The organism is Streptomyces sp. NPDC047525, from assembly GCF_040643025.1.
Classification (GTDB): domain Bacteria; phylum Actinomycetota; class Actinomycetes; order Streptomycetales; family Streptomycetaceae; genus Streptomyces; species Streptomyces durmitorensis.
Genome location: NZ_JBEYTL010000009.1, coordinates 195,914 through 212,809, shown reverse-complemented (window position 1 = coordinate 212,809; position 16,896 = coordinate 195,914). Strand labels below are relative to the sequence as shown.

Genomic DNA, 16,896 nt, shown 5'->3' with positions numbered 1-16,896 from the left:
GGGCGCCGCACCACGGTAGGCCCGTGGCCACCGTCAGCCAATCTGGTTATCCACAGGCGGTGTGGATGACGGGCGCGTTGCTGTGGAGAACCTCGCCAAACCTGTGCACGGCTCGGTGGACAGGCCTGTGAACAAGCACTCAGCCTTCCTGACAAACAAGCTCTGACCTGCAACTTTCCCGTCCACCGGCTGTGCAGAAGAAAAACTTCCCCAGTCGGACCAAGATCGTGCCAAACAGCGCTTCGAAGAGCGTCCAACTCGTGACCAGGTAAGGGTCTTTCTAGCATTGCATCTCTTACCTGTGGAAGATTAGATTGGTGTCCATGACACAGGCTCCCGCGGCGACCAAGACTGTTCGGCGACAGCACGACCGAGAGATCATCGCCCTCGCAGTTCCCGCCTTCGGCGCACTCGTCGCCGAGCCTCTCTTCGTGCTGGCCGACAGCGCCATCGTGGGCCACCTCGGCACCGCGCAACTGGCCGGCCTCGGCGTCGCCTCAGCGCTCCTCACCACCGCCGTGAGTGTCTTCGTCTTCCTCGCCTACGCGACCACGGCCGCTGTCGCCCGCCGGGTGGGCGCCGGAGATCTCCAGTCCGCCATCCGTCAGGGCATGGACGGCATCTGGCTCGCCCTCCTGCTCGGCGCCGCCGTCATCGCCGTCGTCCTTCCCACCGCACCCGCGCTCGTGGAACTCTTCGGCGCATCGGACACCGCGGCTCCGTACGCGATCACATACCTCCGCATCTCCTCGCTCGGCATCCCGGCCATGCTCGTCGTGCTCGCCTCCACCGGTGTCCTGCGCGGACTACAGGACACAAAGACCCCGCTGTACGTGGCCCTCGGCGGCTTCATCGCCAACGGCGTCCTCAACGTGGCTCTCGTCTACGGCGCCGACCTGGGCATCGCCGGCTCCGCCTGGGGCACCGTCATCGCCCAGTGCGCGATGGCCGCCGTGTACCTCTTCGTCGTCGTACGCGGAGCCAGGCGCCACGGAGCCTCCCTGCGCCCCGACGCCGCCGGCATCAGGGCCTGTGCCCAGGCGGGCGCACCGCTTCTCGTCCGTACGCTCTCACTGCGCGCGATCCTGATGATCGCGACCGCGGTGGCCGCCCGCCTCGGCGACGCCGATGTGGCCGCCCACCAGATCATCCTGTCCCTGTGGAGCCTGCTGGCCTTCGCGCTCGACGCCATCGCCATCGCCGGTCAGGCGATCATCGGCCGCTATCTGGGGGCGAACGATGCCCAGGGCGCGCGCGACGTCTGCCGCCGCATGGTGCAGTGGGGCATCGCCTCGGGAGTCGTGCTCGGCGGACTTGTCGTCCTCGCCCGGCCGCTGTTCATCCCGCTCTTCTCCAGCGACTCCGTCGTCCAGGACGCCGCCCTGCCCGCACTCGTGGTGGTGGCCGTCTCCCAGCCGATCTGCGGCATCGTCTACGTGCTCGACGGCGTACTGATGGGAGCGGGGGACGGCCCGTATCTGGCCTGGGCGATGCTGGCCACGCTGGCGGTCTTCGCTCCGGTGGCGCTCCTCGTGCCGGTCTTCGGCGGCGGACTGACTGCCGTCTGGGCAGCGATGACGCTGATGATGACGGTTCGCATGGTGACCCTGTGGCTGCGGACGCGCTCCGGACACTGGATCGTCACCGGCGCCACGCGCTGATCCCGGGAGGGATCACGCCTGCTGATCGCCGCACGCTGTTTCACGTGAAACAGCGCATCCCGTGAAACACGGCGCCCCTAGGGCAACGGGTACCTGAGACACGTTGGGCCGCACCCCTGAGGGTGCGGCCCAACGGTTGCTTCAGCTCTGCCAAGCGCAGTGCTTAGGCAGAGACGACCTCGATGTTGACCTTGGCGGCAACCTCGGGGTGCAGACGCACGGACGTCGCGTGGGCGCCCAGCGTCTTGATCGGCGCGCCCAGCTCGACACGACGCTTGTCGATCTTCGGACCACCAGCGGCCTCGATCGCCGAAGCGACGTCAGCCGGGGTGACGGAACCGAAGAGACGACCGGCGTCGCCGGAGCGGACGGCCAGACGGACCTTGACGCCCTCGAGCTGGGCCTTGACCTCGTTGGCCTGCTCGATGGTCGCGATCTCGTGGATCTTGCGAGCACGACGGATCTGCTCGACGTCCTTTTCGCCACCCTTGGTCCAGCGGATCGCAAAGTTCCGCGGGATCAGGTAGTTGCGGGCGTAGCCGTCCTTGACGTCTACGACCTCGCCGGCGGCACCGAGGCCGGAGACCTCGTGGGTGAGGATGATCTTCATTAGTCGGTCACCCTTCCCTTATCGCGCGGTGGACGTGTAGGGCAGCAGCGCCATCTCACGGCTGTTCTTCACGGCCGTGGCGACGTCACGCTGGTGCTGCGTGCAGTTGCCGGTCACGCGGCGGGCACGGATCTTGCCGCGGTCGGAAATGAACTTCCGCAGCATGTTCGTGTCCTTGTAGTCCACGTACGTGACCTTGTCCTTGCAGAATGCGCAGACCTTCTTCTTAGGCTTGCGCACAGGCGGCTTCGCCATGTGTTCTCTCCTGTTTGATCAAGAAGTGTGGGAACGGCCCACCCCTGGCCCTGAGGCCTAGAAGGGGGGCTCGTCCGAGTAGCCGCCGCCAGAGCCGCCAGAGCCGCCGGAGCCGCCGGAGCTTCCGCCCCAGCCACCGCCGCCGCCCTGCTGCTGGCCGCCGCCGGCCGGCGCACCGGTCGCCCAGGGGTCGTCGGCGGGAGCACCGCCGCCGCCCTGCTGCTGACCGCCACCGGAGCCGCCGCCCCAGTTGCCGCCGCCCTGCTGGCCGCCGCCACCGCCGCCGCCGAATCCGCCGCCCTGGCCGCCTCGACCGGTGGTCTTGGTGACCTTGGCCGTGGCGTTCTTCAAGCTGGCGCCGACTTCCTCGACGTCGAGCTCGTAGACCGTGCGCTTGACGCCCTCACGGTCTTCGTAGGACCGCTGCTTCAACCGGCCCTGCACGACGACGCGCATGCCTCGCTGAAGCGACTCCGCGACGTTCTCCGCCGCCTGACGCCAGACCGAGCAGGTGAGGAAGAGGCTTTCGCCGTCCTTCCACTCATTGGTCTGACGGTCGAAGGTGCGGGGAGTGGACGCGACACGGAACTTCGCGACCGCCGCACCGGACGGGGTGAAGCGCAGCTCGGGGTCGTCGACAAGATTGCCGACGACCGTGATGACGGTCTCGCCTGCCATGGGGGAACCTCTCGGCGGGTTTGCTGCTGGCTGCTTTTGCTGCTGCTACTCGGATCCCGAGTACCGCTGAGCTAGGAAGCTCAGTGGGTCTCGGGACGGAGGACCTTGGTCCGGAGGACCGACTCGTTCAGGTTCATCTGGCGGTCGAGCTCCTTGACGACCGCAGGCTCGGCCTGCAGGTCGATGACCGAGTAGATGCCCTCGGGCTTCTTCTTGATCTCGTACGAGAGACGACGACGGCCCCAGGTGTCGACCTTTTCGACCTTTCCGTTGCCCTCACGGACGACGGAGAGGAAGTTCTCGATCAACGGGGAGACAGCGCGCTCCTCGAGATCGGGGTCGAGGATGACCATCACTTCGTAGTGACGCATGTGGAACCCACCTCCTTTGGACTCAGCGGCCACGGTCGTTCCGTGGCAGGAGGGTCGTGATGCGTACGCAACGGTATCGGCAGCCACTGACAATCGGGCTCCCCGATCAGTAGGCCGATCGGGAGTCCCTGCCATGGCATGGGCAGACACCGGTGCAGACGGTACAGAGTACCCGCACCTGGGCTTCCGGTTGAAATCCGGCGACCGAGGGGCAGAATCTGTACACATCGGGTGTGTATGGCGCTACAGTGCGCCGCCTTACGCAGGAGGTGCCTCATGGCACAGACATTGCGACCGAATACCGCCGGCTCCCTCTTCGCCACGGACGGCAAGGCCCATCCCATGCAGGACACGCTGCTCGGCGTGACCCTGATCCTGGGGGCCATCGCCTTCGTCTCGGCGATGTTCCACAACCTCCACCTGCTCAGCTCATGGGCCGGCCTGGTGGGGATCGCCACGGGTGCGTGGGGACAGTTCATCTCCGAGACGACCCGCGAGCGCTTCGGTCTGATCCTCGGCCTCGGTGCCTCGGCGGTCGGATTCTTCCTGGGCATGGCACATGGCGGACTCTTCGGCGGGCTCTGGTAGCCGCCTGCACACCGCTCCTCGACGCCCCTTCCGCGCATAGGCCAGGGGCCAAGGTTCCGTACGCCCAGACGGGGCGCTCTCGGGGCACAGTAGGCTTCGGCGCGAGAGCCGGAGCCCCTGTACCCATGGGGACACACCAGCCGAGGAGCGCCCCGCATGAGTCTGACCCTGAGGACCATCAGTCGCGAGCAGCATCTGGCGTATATCCAGAGTCTGCCGTCGGCAAGTCATTGCCAGGTCCCGGCATGGGCGGATGTGAAGAGTGAATGGCGTTCGGAGAACCTGGGCTGGTTCGACGACCGGACCGGCGAACTCGTCGGTGCGGGCCTGGTGCTCTACCGGCAACTGCCGAAGGTCAAGCGCTATCTCGCCTACCTTCCCGAGGGCCCGGTCATCAACTGGTACGCCCCGAACCTGGACGACTGGCTGCAGCCGATGCTCGCGCATCTGAAGCGGCAGGGCGCCTTCTCCGTGAAGATGGGCCCGCCGGTCGTCATCCGGCGCTGGGACGCTCCCGCGATCAAGTCGGGCATCCAGAACCCGGATGTGAAGCGGCTGCGGGACGTCGAGGCCTCGCACATCGAGCCGCGTGCCTTCGAAGTCTCCGACAGGCTGCGCAAGATGGGCTGGCAGCAGGGCGAGGACGGCGGCGCCGGCTTCGGTGACGTCCAGCCGCGCTACGTCTTCCAAGTGCCGCTGGCCAACCGCTCCTTGGACGAGGTCCTCAAGGGCTTCAACCAGCTGTGGCGACGCAACATCAAGAAGGCCGAGAAGGCCGGCGTCGAGGTCGTCCAGGGCGGTTACGAAGACCTGGCCGAATGGCAGCGCCTCTACGAGATCACGGCGATCCGCGACAAGTTCCGGCCGCGGCCGCTCGGTTACTTCCAGCAGATGTGGCGGACCCTCAACTCCGAGGACCCCAACCGCATGCGGCTGTACTTCGCGCGGCACAACGGCGTGAACCTGTCCGCGGCGACGATGCTCGTCGTCGGCGGGCACGTCTGGTACTCCTACGGCGCTTCGGACAACATCGGCCGTGAGGTCAGGCCCTCGAACGCGATGCAGTGGCGGATGCTCCGGGACGCCTACGCGCTCGGCGCCACCGTCTATGACTTGCGGGGCATCTCCGACTCTCTGGACGAGACGGACCACCTGTTCGGACTGATTCAGTTCAAGGTGGGCACGGGTGGAGAGGCTGTCGAGTACATCGGCGAGTGGGACTTCCCGCTCAACAAGCTGCTCCACAAGGCGCTCGACATCTACATGTCGCGCCGCTGACCGCACCGACCCGGCACACTTCACACAGCCACAAATACTCTTCATACCTCTGATACACCGCAGCCACGAGAAAGGTTCCGGGATCCGGCCATGGCGCTCACGCTCTATGTCGACACCGCGCGCTGGCGGGCACACCACAAGCACGTGCTGGAGCAGTTCCCGGGAATCGTCCCGGTCTGCAAGGGCAACGGCTACGGCTTCGGTCATGAGCGCCTCGCGGAAGAAGCGACCCGCTTCGGCTCCGACGTCCTCGCCGTCGGCACCACGTACGAAGCCGCCCGGATCAAGGACTGGTTCAGCGGCGACCTGCTGGTCCTGACCCCGTTCCGGCGGGGCGAGGAGCCCGTGCCGCTGCCCGACCGCGTCATCCGCTCCGTATCGTCCCTGGACGGCGTACACGGCCTCGTGGGCGCCCGCGTCGTCATCGAGGTCATGTCCTCGATGAAGCGGCACGGCGTGAGCGAGCAGGAGCTCTCACAGCTGCACGCGGCCATCGAGGACGTACGGCTCGAGGGCTTCGCGATCCACCTGCCGCTGGACCGCACCGACGGCTCGGACGCCGTCGAGGAGGTCATCGGCTGGATGGACCGGCTGCGTGCCGCCCGTCTTCCGCTGCACACGATGTTCGTCAGCCACCTCAAGGCCAACGAACTCGCCCGCCTGCAGCAGCAGTTCCCGCAGACACGCTTCCGCGCGCGCATCGGGACGCATCTGTGGCTGGGTGACCACGAGGCCACCGAGTACCGCGGCGCCGTCCTGGACGTCACGCAGGTGACCAAGGGCGACCGCTTCGGCTACCGCCAGCAGAAGGTCGCCTCCGACGGCTGGCTGGTCGTCGTCGCGGGCGGCACGTCGCACGGCGTCGGCCTGGAGGCCCCGAAGGCACTGCACGGCATGGTGCCGCGCGCGAAGGGTGTGGCCCGCGCGGGCCTCGCGACCGTCAACCGCAACCTGTCGCCGTTCGTCTGGGGCGGCAAGCAGCGCTGGTTCGCGGAGCCGCCGCACATGCAGGTCTCCATCCTCTTCGTGCCCTCGGACGCGCCCGAGCCGAAGGTGGGCGAGGAGCTGGTGGCCCATCTGCGGCACACCACCACGCAGTTCGACCGCATCGTCGACCGCTGATCACCGCGGGACGGAGCACAGACTGAAGGGCCGGGAGCGACGGTTGTCACTCCCGGCCCTTCAGTCATTCCCGGCCACCTCGGCGGCCTGTTCGCTCAGGGTGAAACGGCTCAGGGTGAGATATCCGTCGGCGTCGATCCCCACCGCACGTAGGTCCCCTCGGTGGAGTGCGCCGCGTGCCGCGGTGGGTGGGCCGCCTGCCCGAGGACAAAGACGTCCTGCGCACCGTCCAGGACGCCTCCGGAGGGGTCGTCGTCACCGGACCGCCGGACCGGGTCTCTCTCCGGCATCAGGATGTCGCGTACGACCACGGCACACAGGTACAGCGTCCCCAGCAGGTGGACCACGATGGCGAGTTGGTAGCCCTCGGTCGGCAGGCCCTTGTGGGCCTCGCCGCTTGTCGTGTACGCGAGGTACAGCCAGATCCCCAGGAAATACGCGACCTCGCACGCCTGCCAGATCAGGAAGTCACGCCAGCGCGGCCGGGCCAGGGCGGCGAGGGGGATCAGCCACAGTACGTACTGCGGCGAGTAGACCTTGTTGGTGAGGATGAACGCGGCGACCACCAGGAACGCGAGCTGCGCGAAGCGCGGGCGGCGCGGCGCGGTCAGACCCAGCGCGCCGACCCCGAGGCAGGCCAGGAGCATCAGCGCCGTCGCCAGGGTGTTGACCGTGTCCGTGGACAGCGGGTCGTCCATGCGCTGCGAGAGGATCAGCCAGAACGAACCGAAGTCGACGCCCCGTTCCTGGCTGAAGGTGTAGAACTTCGCCCAGCCCTCGCGGATGTGGAAGCCCGTCGCGTCGTGCGTGATCATCACGGGCAGGTTCACCACGAGCCAGGCACCCACCGCCGCTCCGGCCGTCATGCAGAAGGCCCGCCAGCGCCCCGCCCGCCAGCACAGGATGAGCAGCGGGCCCAGGAGCAGCGCCGGGTAGAGCTTCGCGGCGGTCGCCAGGCCGAGCAAGATGCCCGCGGAGAGCGTCCCCCCGCGTGCCCACATCAGCATCGCAGCGGCTGTGAGAGCGACCGCGAACAGGTCCCAGTTGATGGTGGCCGTCAACGCGAAGGCAGGCGCCAGGGCGACCATCAGGCCGTCCCAGGGGCGCCGCCGGTGAGTGCGGGCGACACAGACGGCGATGACCGCCGTACAGGCCATCAGCATCCCAGCATTGACCATCCAGTAGAACTTCTCCTGGTGCTGGATGCTGCCGCTGCCCGGTGTCAGCCAGGAGGCGACCTCCATGAACACACCGGTCAGCACCGGGTATTCGAGGTACTCCATGTCGCCGGGCAGCTTGTCGAAGTAGGGCACGAGCCCGTCGGCGAACCCACGCCCTTGGTAGAGGTGCGGGATGTCGGAGTAGCAGGCGTGCGTGTACTGCGAGCTCGCCCCCTGGAACCAGGCGCCGTCGTAGCACGGCAGCTTCTGCACCATGCCGAGCGCGAACATCCCGATCGCGATGAGCGCAATGACGCGTACGGGGGTCCACCATGTCGCCGCGTAGAGCACTCTGCGTCCGATGGGTCCACCGATCAGCTCGCTGCCGGCCGCGGCGACCTCATCCTCCTTGGTCGGCCGTACGGGCTCCGGCTGTTGTGCACTAGTGGTCTTGTGCACGCTCGTGCGCGTCGTCTCTGCACTGGGCATGCCGCACATCCTGCCGTACGCACCTGAGAACACGGAGAGGGCCGCCACACCGGTGCGGTGTGACGGCCCTCGTCAACGCTCAGCGGCGCATGTTTCACGTGAAACCGTGCGTTTCACGTGAAACACACGCACGGGGACCTCGGTCAGCCTGAGGGTCCGCCGAACCAGCCTCCGTTGCCGTTCCCGTTGTTCGCTCCGCCGCCTGTCGGTTCGTCCGTGGCCGGCGGCGACTCCCCGCCGGTGCTGCCGTCGGTGGTCCCTCCGTCCGACGTACCGCCGTTGTTGTTGCACTGCAAGTCCCAGTCGGCACAGGTCTCACCGGGATCGGGGCTTCCTGAGGGGGTCGGGGACGGCCCGGTGTCCGATGGGGTCGGCGAGGGGGACTTCTCCGGCTCCTCGGTCTCCGACGGGGTCGGGGTCGGGGTCGGCGGCGGCGTCTCACCGACGACCTGGCCGATCGGCTCCGGGACCGGGAAGTTCTTCACAGGAGCGCCCTTGAGGGCCTGCTCCATGTAGTCCTTCCAGATCTGCGCGGGGAACGAGGCACCGTGGATCTTCTCTTCGCCACCCGTGCCGAACATCTCCAGGAACTCGCGCTTCTTGTTCCCTTCGTTGTCGTCGAGCCGGTACATGCTGATCGCGGTCGACAGCTGCGGGGTGTACCCGACGAACCAGGCCGACTTGTTGCCGTCGGTCGTACCGGTCTTGCCCGCGACTTGGCGGCCGCTGAGCTGGGCCGAGGTGCCCGTGCCCTTCTCGACGACGGTCCTGAGCACGTCGGTGACGTTGTCGGCGACCGACGTGTCGAAGGCCCGCTTGGTCTGCACATCGTGCTGGAAGACGGTGTTGCCCTTGTGCTCGACCTTCTTGACCGAGTACGGCTCGTTCTGCTCACCGCTGGACGCGAAGGTGGAGTAGGCGCCGGCCATCCGGATCGCGCTCGGAGAGGACGTACCGAGTGAGAAGGACGGGTAATTGGCGCTGGCCAGGCTGTTCGCCTTGAGACCGGAGTCGACAGCCGCAGCCTTCACCTTGTCCAGGCCGACATCCATGCCGAGCTGTACATAGGCCGAGTTGACGGACTCACGCATCGCCTCACGGAGGTCGATCTGGTAGGTCGGCGCGTTGTAGGAGGCGTCACCGTCGTTGGTCTGCAGCCACTCCTTGCCTTCCTTGTCCGTCCAGACGCTGCCGTCGTAGTTCTGGATCTTGAGCTTGTTCTTGCCGCTGTACAGGCTCTTGGGGTTGACGATGGTGCGCTGGTCCTCGCCCTGCTCCGCCACCCCGTCCGGGTCGCGCGTTCCGTCCTTGAAGGCCGCTGCCAGCACGAAGGGCTTGAACGTCGAGCCGACCTGCGCACCGGTCTGGTCCGCGTTGTTGGTGAAGTGCTTGGTCGCGTCCTCACCGCCGTAGATGGCCTCGATCGCGCCGTCCTCCGGGTTCACGGAGGCCCCACCGAACTGGACGTGGGTGTCCTTGTCCTTGCGCAACTTGGGTTTGATCTTCGCCTTGCGGACCTTCTCCACGGACTTCTCGAGTTCCTTGACCTTCGTTCTGTCGAAGGTCGTGTGGATCTCGTAGCCACCCTGCTGAAGGTCGTTGGCCGTGATCTGGCCCTCGCTGTTGTTGATCACGTACGCCTTGGCGAGGTCGACCAGATAGCCGACCTGCCCGCCCAGCAGAGCGTTGGAGCGCGGGTTCTCCAGCTTCGGGAACTTCGTGTACTTGTTGCGGACCTCGGCGGTCAGGTGGCCGTCCTTGACCTCCTCGTCGAGGATCCACTTCCAGCGCTTCATGGCCCGCTCGGTGTTGGCCTGCTGCGTGGCCGCGGGGTCGACCGCGGCGGATCCAGCGGGGTCGTAGTACGTGGCGCCCTTGAGCACCGTCGCCAGGAGCGCGCACTCGCTGGGGTCCAGGTCGCTGGCGTCCTCGCCGAAGTAGGCGCGGGCGGCGGCCTGGATGCCATAGGCCCCACGGCCGTAGTAGGCGGTGTTGAGGTACCCCGCCATGATCTGTTCCTTGGAGACCGTCCGGCCGACCTTTATGGAGATGAAGAGCTCTTTGAACTTACGCGTGAACGTCTGGGACTGGTCACCGAGGCGCGCGTTCTTCACGTACTGCTGGGTGATGGTCGAGCCACCCTGGGTCTCGCCGCCCTTGGCCATGTTGACCAGAGCGCGAGTGATGCCCATCGGGTCGACGCCCTTGTCGTCCTCGAACGTCTTGTTCTCGGCCGAGATGACGGCGGTCCGCATCTCCTTGGGGATCTTGTCGTAGTCGATGATCTGGCGGTTCGTCTCACCACCGGTCGCGACCATCTGCTTGCCGTCGGCCCAGTAATAGACGTTGTTCTGCGCCGTGGCCGCTTCGTCGACCTTCGGGACCTGCACCAAGGCGTACGCGATGCCCGTTACCGCCATCAGGCTGCCGAGGAACCCGACGAACAGGCCGGTGACCAGACGCCAGGACGGAACCCAGCGCCGCAGACCGTCCTTCTCCGCACGCGGGTAGTCGATCAGGCGCTTCTTGCGGGGCTCATGACCGCCACGGCCTCGGCCGCGGCCCGGTCCGTTCGGGCCTCCGCCACCGCGACGGCCTCCGCCACCGGCGCCTGAGCGCCCGGCGCCGGATCCGTCGGCCGCTCTGCGTCGGCCTCCGCCGGCACCGACAGCGCCGCTGCGCTGCGCAGCACGACGGGCCTCTGCGCGGCCGCCGTAGGAACGGTCCCCGTCGTCAGGGGCTCCTGTCCCGTGCGAGCCGGTTGAGGAAGTGGGCGATCCAGTGGCGCCACGCGGTGCCGCGCGGCGGCCCGACGACGCGCCTGGGACGCCGCGTCTGGCCGCGGCGCGTCCGCCGCCCTGCGGCTGCGGCGGTTTGCGACGGTGCTCGCTCATCGAACGATTACTCCTCGGGCAGGCGCAGGTATCCGCGCCTGGAAACGGCGGCTGGTTTCCGGTCCCCCCGAAGTACGGATGCGCCCGTCCCGGCACTCATCCGCACTACACCAGGGTCAACGACGCCCTCAGGTGTCACTTGGTTCCCGGCGGTCTGCATGGCGCACAGACTACGCACCGTCAAAACCCTCTTAGGGCAGAAGTTCACCCCAAATCAGGCAAGTTGCTTCCTACGAATCGGTGATGTGACGCCGTTCACCGTTTCCCCTCTTGTCTCAGCTGGTGGGCCGTTCTATCGTCTCGATGTATCGAGTCGATACATCAGCTCGGCATAAAGACCGTGTCGACAGACGCTGGCAGACGGGAGGCGAAGATGAGCAGACGCTCCGGCATCCTCGAGTTCGCCGTGCTCGGCCTGCTGCGCGAGTCCCCGATGCACGGCTATGAGCTGCGCAAACGGCTCAATACATCGCTGGGAGTGTTCCGCGCCTTCAGCTACGGGACGCTCTACCCCTGCCTCAAGACGCTGGTCGCGAGCGGCTGGTTGATCGAGGAATCGGGTGGCGCCTCCGAGGAGGCCCTCGCGGCCCCCCTCTCCGGGCGCCGCGCCAAGATCGTCTATCGGTTGACGGCGGAAGGTAAGGAGCACTTCGAGGACCTGCTCTCACAGACCGGCCCCGACGCGTACGAGGACGAACACTTCGCCGCCCGCTTCGCCTTTTTCGGCCAGACATCGCGGGACGTACGCATGCGGGTGCTCGAGGGGCGTCGCAGCCGCCTCGAGGAGCGTCTGGAGAAGATGAGCGCCTCCCTGGCCCGTACCCGGGAGCGCCTGGACGACTACACGCTTGAGCTGCAGCGGCACGGAATGGAGTCCGTGGAGCGCGAAGTGCGCTGGCTGAACGAGCTCATCGAGAGCGAGCGAGCGGGACGGGACCAGCAACGGTCCGCCCCGGACAGCTCCGCTCAGCACGACAGCACATCTGGGGAGTCGGGCGGCCTGCCCCGGCGGCGGGAGACCAACCCGCCGCCGGATCCGTCCGATGACACCGCCAAGTGAGGCCCCGCGGTCCGCAGGGTCTCATCCGGAATACACGAATCACACAGGGAGCAACCGGAATGGGTTCGGTTCGCGTAGCCATCGTCGGCGTGGGCAACTGCGCCGCCTCGCTGGTCCAGGGCGTCGAGTACTACAAGGACGCAGACCCGGACGCCAAGGTCCCGGGCCTGATGCACGTCCAGTTCGGCGAGTACCACGTCGGTGATGTCGAGTTCGTCGCCGCCTTTGACGTGGACGCCAAGAAGGTCGGCCTCGACCTCACGGACGCCATCGGCGCCAGCGAGAACAACACCATCAAGATCTGCGACGTGCCGAGCAAGGGCGTCACCGTCCAGCGCGGCCACACCCTCGACGGCCTGGGCAAGTACTACCGCGAGACCATCGAGGAGTCCGACGAGACCCCGGTCGACGTCGTCCAGGTCCTCAAGGACAAGCAGGTCGACGTCCTCGTCTGCTACCTGCCCGTCGGTTCCGAGGACGCCGCGAAGTTCTACGCGCAGTGCGCCATCGACGCCAAGGTCGCCTTCGTCAACGCCCTGCCGGTCTTCATCGCCGGCACCAAGGAGTGGGCTGACAAGTTCACCGAGGCGGGCGTCCCGATCGTCGGCGACGACATCAAGTCGCAGGTCGGCGCCACCATCACGCACCGTGTGATGGCGAAGCTGTTCGAGGACCGCGGTGTCCGTCTCGAGCGCACGATGCAGCTCAACGTCGGCGGCAACATGGACTTCAAGAACATGTTGGAGCGCGACCGCCTCGAGTCCAAGAAGATCTCGAAGACGCAGTCCGTCACCTCGCAGATCCGCGACCGTGACATGGGCGCCGACAACGTCCACATCGGTCCGTCCGACTACGTCGCGTGGCTCGACGACCGCAAGTGGGCGTACGTCCGCCTCGAGGGCCGCGCCTTCGGCGACGTCCCGCTGAACCTCGAGTACAAGCTCGAGGTCTGGGACTCCCCGAACTCGGCCGGTGTCATCATCGACGCCCTGCGCGCCGCGAAGATCGCCAAGGACCGGGGCATCGGCGGCCCGATCCTCTCCGCGTCCTCGTACTTCATGAAGTCCCCGCCGGTGCAGTACTTCGACGACGAGGCCTACGAGAACGTCGAGAAGTTCATCAAGGGCGAGGTCGAGCGCTAAAGCTCTCCCCTTGAACGGCTGTTGAGGGTCCCCGGGCAATGCGCCCGGGGACCCTCCTCGTATGTGAGGCTGTGCCCCATGGCTGTCGTCGGTGACCTGCGCGTACTGCTGCGCCTGCGGGACTTCCGGCGTCTGCTCGCCGTGCGGCTGATCTCCCAGGGCGCGGACGGCGTCTATCAGGTGGCCCTCGCCACGTACGTCGTGTTCTCGCCGGAGAAGCAGACCTCACCGGCCGCGATCGCCTCCGCGATGGCGGTGCTGCTCCTGCCGTACTCACTGATCGGCCCCTTCGCCGGCGTGCTCCTCGACCGCTGGCCACGCCGACAGGTTTTTCTGTACGGCAATCTGCTGCGGGCCTCTCTTGCCTCGGTGACCGCGGTGCTGATGCTGAGCGGCGTGCCCGACTGGCTCTTCTTCGCCTCCGCGCTCTGCGTCACCGCCGTCAACCGTTTCGTCCTCGCCGGACTCTCGGCGGCGCTGCCACGGGTGGTCGACACGGAGCGCCTGGTGATGGCCAACTCCCTGTCACCGACCGCGGGGACGCTGGCCGCCACCGTGGGCGGCGGCCTCGCCTTCGTCGTACGCCTGGCGGGCTCCGACTCCGACGCGGTGGTGGTGCTCCTCGGGGCGGCCCTGTACCTGTGCGCGGCGCTCGCCTCGCTGCGGATGGCGCGTGAACTCCTCGGTCCGGACCCTGAGCTGATGCGGCCACGGCTCGGCGCGGCCCTTGCCGGTACGGCGCGGGACCTGGTGGCAGGGGTGCGGCACCTGTCGCAGCGGCGCCCTGCCGCCCGCGCGCTCCTCGCGATGACGCTCATGCGGTTCTGCTACGGCGCCCTGTCGGTCATGGTCCTGATGCTCTGCCGGTACGCCTGGTCGTCCTCGGAGTCCGACGGGCTCGCCCTGCTCGGGCTCGCCGTGGGGGTCTCGGGGGCGGGCTTCTTCGCGGCGGCCGTGGTGACGCCCTGGGCGGTGAACCGGCTGACGGCCGGCGGCTGGATCGTCGTCTGCGCGGGGGCGGCGGCGATCCTGGAACCGGCGCTCGCCCTGCCCTTCTCACCCGTCCCGCTGCTGATCGCTGCGTTCCTCCTTGGCCTGACGACCCAGGGCGCGAAGATCGCCACGGACACGGTGGTGCAGTCCACGGTGGACGACAGCTTCCGTGGCCGGATCTTCTCCGTCTACGACGTCCTGTTCAACGTCGCCTTCGTCGGCGCGGCCGGAGTTGCCGCCCTGATGCTGCCGCCTGACGGGCGATCGGTCCCGCTGGTGGTCACGGTCGCCGTTATCTACGCAGCGATTGCTGCCGCTATGGCCAGATTTGACGCACAGTAAGTGTCACATCAATGCCACAGAGCCACTCTGGGCTTCAGAGATGTCACTGCATCCCTATAACTTACGGACGTCGTATCCGCGCCATCGCGCTTCCGTTCGAGGGGGACCCCCAAGTGACTACTCCGCCCCAGGGCCAGAATCCGTACGGCCAGGGCGTGCAGCCGCACCCCGGCCAGCCGGCACAGCCCGGCCAGCCCGGCGTTCCGCAGCAGCCCTACCCGCCCTACAACCAGGGCGCCCCGGTTCCGCCTCCGGCCGCGCCGAGCGGTGGCCGACGCGTGAGCAAGGTGGTCCTGCGGATCGGTGCCGTCATCGTCATCGGCATCATCATCGCTGTCGTCAAGTGGCAGCTGGGCAAGAGCGACGCCGAGACCACTGCCGTCGGTGACTGCCTGCACAACAAGGGCACGCAGTCGCAGCCGGACCTCAAGAACGCTGACTGCTCCTCCAGCGACGCCGAGTTCGAGGTCATCGAGAAGTTCGACAACACGAGCAGCGTCAGCAAGTGCGAAACGGTCAAGGGGACCGAGGTCTCCTACTACCAGACCGGCGGCAGCCACGATGTGGTGCTCTGCCTGAAGACCAAGTAGCGGCATAAGCGAAGGGGCACTGTTTCACGTGAAACAGTGCCCCTTCGCATGTCCGGATCCGGTGCGATGTTTCACGTGAAACATCGCACCGAGTCCCCTCTCACTCCTGTGCGGCCCACCACTCCTTGAGCGCCGCGATCGCCTCGTCCCGCTCCATCGGCCCGTTCTCCAGCCGCAGCTCCAGCAGGAACTTGTAGGCCTGACCGATCACCGGGCCCGGCCGTACGTCCAGGACCTGCATGATCTCGTTGCCGTCCAGGTCCGGACGGATCGAGTCGAGCTCCTCCTGCTCCTGAAGCCGCGCGATGCGCTCCTCCAGGCCGTCGTACGCACGCGACAGCGCATTGGCCTTGCGCTTGTTGCGCGTCGTGCAGTCGGACCGGGTCAGCTTGTGCAGCCGGCTGAGGAGAGGGCCCGCGTCGCGTACGTAGCGGCGCACGGCCGAGTCCGTCCACTCGCCTGTTCCGTAGCCGTGGAAGCGCAGGTGCAGCTCCACCAGACGCGAGACGTCCTTCACGAGCTCGTTCGAGTACTTGAGCTCCGTCATCCGCTTCTTGGTCATCTTGGCCCCCACCACCTCGTGGTGGTGGAAGGAGACCCGGCCGTCGTCCTCGAAGCGCCGCGTCCGCGGCTTCCCGATGTCGTGCAGCAGTGCCGCGAGCCGCAGCGTCAGATCCGGGCCGTCCTCCTCCAGCGCCATCGCCTGCTCAAGGACGATCAGCGAGTGGTCGTAGACGTCCTTGTGACGGTGGTGCTCGTCACTCTCCAGCCGCAGCGCCGGAAGCTCGGGCAGTACGCGGTCAGCGATGCCCGTGTCGACAAGTAGAGCAAGTCCCTTCGCCGGGTTCGGCGAGAGGAGCAGCTTGTTCAGTTCGTCACGGACGCGCTCCGCGGAGACGATGTCGATGCGCTCGGCCATCGCCTTCATCGCGGCGACGACGTCCGGAGCCACCTCGAAGTCCAGCTGTGCCGCGAACCGCGCGGCCCGCATCATCCGCAGCGGGTCGTCCGAGAAGGAGTCCTCCGGGGTGCCAGGGGTGCGCAGGACACGCCCCGCCAGGTCCTCGAGACCGCCGTGCGGGTCGACGAACTCCTTCTCGGGGAGAGCGACGGCCATCGCGTTGACGGTGAAATCACGGCGTACGAGGTCTTCCTCGATGGAGTCGCCGTACGACACCTCGGGCTTGCGCGAGGTCCTGTCGTAGGCCTCGGAGCGGTACGTCGTGACTTCGATCTGGTAGCCGTCCTTCTGGCTCCCCACGGTGCCGAAGGCGATCCCGACCTCCCACACCGAGTCCGCCCACGGCCTGACGATCTTCAGTACGTCCTCGGGGCGGGCATCGGTCGTGAAGTCCAGGTCATTGCCGAGCCGGCCAAGGAGCGCGTCTCTGACCGACCCGCCGACCAGGGCAAGGGAGAACCCGGCCTCCTGAAAACGGCGGGCAAGGTCGTCCGCGACAGGGGACACACGCAGCAGTTCGCTGACCGCGCGGCGCTGCACCTGACTCAGTGCGCTGGGATTTTCTTCATTGGCGTTCGGCACAACAGAAAAGGGTACGTGCCCCGGACGCCCCCAGCCGCCCGGTTTTCGGCGGGACCTCCTGGGCCGCGCGCCCCTCTCCGGCCAGGTCTTCCGATCATGTGGAGCAGTCCGCGGCACTTC

The 16,896-nt window shown here is 67.2% G+C and carries 15 protein-coding genes; 8 read left to right on the top strand and 7 right to left on the bottom strand.

The features are described from left to right. Positions 1-323 precede the first annotated feature (323 nt). A complete protein-coding gene (locus tag ABZ833_RS27045; protein WP_361051329.1) occupies positions 324-1,661 on the top strand; it encodes an MATE family efflux transporter in 1,338 nt (445 codons plus the stop codon). 163 nt (positions 1,662-1,824) lie between these two features. Here ABZ833_RS27045 and rplI read toward each other — a convergent pair whose 3' ends face one another. From rplI to rpsF, 4 genes are all read right to left on the bottom strand, one after another. Then, positions 1,825-2,271 carry a 50S ribosomal protein L9 gene (gene rplI / locus ABZ833_RS27040; protein ID WP_249588914.1) on the bottom strand — a complete coding sequence of 149 codons (447 nt, stop codon included), beginning with the start codon at positions 2,269-2,271 and terminating at the stop codon, positions 1,825-1,827. A gap of 18 nt (positions 2,272-2,289) precedes the next feature. Then, positions 2,290-2,526 (bottom strand): 30S ribosomal protein S18, encoded by a 237-nt coding sequence (gene rpsR / locus ABZ833_RS27035; RefSeq protein WP_003949403.1) that lies wholly within the window; start codon positions 2,524-2,526, stop codon positions 2,290-2,292. 57 nt (positions 2,527-2,583) lie between these two features. Then, on the bottom strand, positions 2,584-3,204 hold the full coding sequence (locus ABZ833_RS27030; RefSeq protein ID WP_361051325.1) for a single-stranded DNA-binding protein: 621 nt from the start codon (positions 3,202-3,204) through the stop codon (positions 2,584-2,586). A gap of 80 nt (positions 3,205-3,284) precedes the next feature. Next, the gene (gene rpsF, locus ABZ833_RS27025) at positions 3,285-3,575 is read right to left on the bottom strand and encodes a 30S ribosomal protein S6 (protein ID WP_006604399.1); all 291 of its coding nucleotides are present in this window, start codon (positions 3,573-3,575) and stop codon (positions 3,285-3,287) included. A gap of 276 nt (positions 3,576-3,851) precedes the next feature. Here rpsF and ABZ833_RS27020 point away from each other — a divergent pair, with 276 nt between their 5' ends. The 3 genes from ABZ833_RS27020 (at position 3,852) to ABZ833_RS27010 (ending at position 6,563) form a co-directional block, all read left to right on the top strand. Then, the gene (locus ABZ833_RS27020; RefSeq protein ID WP_249588912.1) at positions 3,852-4,163 is read left to right on the top strand and encodes a hypothetical protein; all 312 of its coding nucleotides are present in this window, start codon (positions 3,852-3,854) and stop codon (positions 4,161-4,163) included. Between the two features lie 156 nt (positions 4,164-4,319). After that, positions 4,320-5,441: a peptidoglycan bridge formation glycyltransferase FemA/FemB family protein gene (locus ABZ833_RS27015; RefSeq protein WP_249588911.1), complete on the top strand. Its 1,122-nt coding sequence runs from the start codon at positions 4,320-4,322 to the stop codon at positions 5,439-5,441. Between the two features lie 90 nt (positions 5,442-5,531). After that, positions 5,532-6,563, top strand: coding sequence for an alanine racemase (locus ABZ833_RS27010; protein WP_160506093.1), 1,032 nt, complete (start codon positions 5,532-5,534; stop codon positions 6,561-6,563). 110 nt (positions 6,564-6,673) lie between these two features. On the opposite strand, the gene ABZ833_RS27005 is transcribed toward ABZ833_RS27010, so the two are convergent. Together ABZ833_RS27005 and ABZ833_RS27000 are read right to left on the bottom strand one after the other, a co-directional pair. Beyond that, a complete protein-coding gene (locus ABZ833_RS27005) occupies positions 6,674-8,221 on the bottom strand; it encodes a glycosyltransferase 87 family protein (RefSeq protein WP_361051320.1) in 1,548 nt (515 codons plus the stop codon). Between the two features lie 134 nt (positions 8,222-8,355). Continuing rightward, positions 8,356-11,106: a transglycosylase domain-containing protein gene (locus ABZ833_RS27000; protein ID WP_361051317.1), complete on the bottom strand. Its 2,751-nt coding sequence runs from the start codon at positions 11,104-11,106 to the stop codon at positions 8,356-8,358. Between the two features lie 373 nt (positions 11,107-11,479). Here ABZ833_RS27000 and ABZ833_RS26995 point away from each other — a divergent pair, with 373 nt between their 5' ends. The 4 genes from ABZ833_RS26995 to ABZ833_RS26980 all read left to right on the top strand — a co-directional run bounded on the left by ABZ833_RS26995 (position 11,480) and on the right by ABZ833_RS26980 (position 15,233). Then, positions 11,480-12,166, top strand: coding sequence for a PadR family transcriptional regulator (locus ABZ833_RS26995; protein WP_249588909.1), 687 nt, complete (start codon positions 11,480-11,482; stop codon positions 12,164-12,166). 59 nt (positions 12,167-12,225) lie between these two features. Continuing rightward, complete coding sequence (locus tag ABZ833_RS26990; RefSeq protein ID WP_361051313.1) at positions 12,226-13,308, top strand: inositol-3-phosphate synthase; 1,083 nt, start codon at positions 12,226-12,228, stop codon at positions 13,306-13,308. A 78-nt stretch (positions 13,309-13,386) separates the two neighbouring features. Further along, positions 13,387-14,643, top strand: coding sequence for an MFS transporter (locus ABZ833_RS26985; protein ID WP_361051308.1), 1,257 nt, complete (start codon positions 13,387-13,389; stop codon positions 14,641-14,643). 113 nt (positions 14,644-14,756) lie between these two features. Continuing rightward, positions 14,757-15,233 carry a hypothetical protein gene (locus ABZ833_RS26980; RefSeq protein WP_361051305.1) on the top strand — a complete coding sequence of 159 codons (477 nt, stop codon included), beginning with the start codon at positions 14,757-14,759 and terminating at the stop codon, positions 15,231-15,233. A gap of 100 nt (positions 15,234-15,333) precedes the next feature. On the opposite strand, the gene ABZ833_RS26975 is transcribed toward ABZ833_RS26980, so the two are convergent. Continuing rightward, the gene (locus ABZ833_RS26975) at positions 15,334-16,776 is read right to left on the bottom strand and encodes a CCA tRNA nucleotidyltransferase (protein WP_361051302.1); all 1,443 of its coding nucleotides are present in this window, start codon (positions 16,774-16,776) and stop codon (positions 15,334-15,336) included. Positions 16,777-16,896: the final 120 nt, after the last annotated feature.

What these genes read in the sequence shown, in the direction of transcription:
- ABZ833_RS27045 (WP_361051329.1), top strand. Translation starts at nt 324, where the DNA reads ATGACACAGGCTCCCGCGGCGACCAAGACTGTTCGGCGACAGCACGAC.
- rplI (WP_249588914.1), bottom strand. Translation starts at nt 2,271, where the DNA reads ATGAAGATCATCCTCACCCACGAGGTCTCCGGCCTCGGTGCCGCCGGC.
- rpsR (WP_003949403.1), bottom strand. Translation starts at nt 2,526, where the DNA reads ATGGCGAAGCCGCCTGTGCGCAAGCCTAAGAAGAAGGTCTGCGCATTC.
- ABZ833_RS27030 (WP_361051325.1), bottom strand. Translation starts at nt 3,204, where the DNA reads ATGGCAGGCGAGACCGTCATCACGGTCGTCGGCAATCTTGTCGACGAC.
- rpsF (WP_006604399.1), bottom strand. Translation starts at nt 3,575, where the DNA reads ATGCGTCACTACGAAGTGATGGTCATCCTCGACCCCGATCTCGAGGAG.
- ABZ833_RS27020 (WP_249588912.1), top strand. Translation starts at nt 3,852, where the DNA reads ATGGCACAGACATTGCGACCGAATACCGCCGGCTCCCTCTTCGCCACG.
- ABZ833_RS27015 (WP_249588911.1), top strand. Translation starts at nt 4,320, where the DNA reads ATGAGTCTGACCCTGAGGACCATCAGTCGCGAGCAGCATCTGGCGTAT.
- ABZ833_RS27010 (WP_160506093.1), top strand. Translation starts at nt 5,532, where the DNA reads ATGGCGCTCACGCTCTATGTCGACACCGCGCGCTGGCGGGCACACCAC.
- ABZ833_RS27005 (WP_361051320.1), bottom strand. Translation starts at nt 8,221, where the DNA reads ATGTGCGGCATGCCCAGTGCAGAGACGACGCGCACGAGCGTGCACAAG.
- ABZ833_RS27000 (WP_361051317.1), bottom strand. Translation starts at nt 11,106, where the DNA reads ATGAGCGAGCACCGTCGCAAACCGCCGCAGCCGCAGGGCGGCGGACGC.
- ABZ833_RS26995 (WP_249588909.1), top strand. Translation starts at nt 11,480, where the DNA reads ATGAGCAGACGCTCCGGCATCCTCGAGTTCGCCGTGCTCGGCCTGCTG.
- ABZ833_RS26990 (WP_361051313.1), top strand. Translation starts at nt 12,226, where the DNA reads ATGGGTTCGGTTCGCGTAGCCATCGTCGGCGTGGGCAACTGCGCCGCC.
- ABZ833_RS26985 (WP_361051308.1), top strand. Translation starts at nt 13,387, where the DNA reads ATGGCTGTCGTCGGTGACCTGCGCGTACTGCTGCGCCTGCGGGACTTC.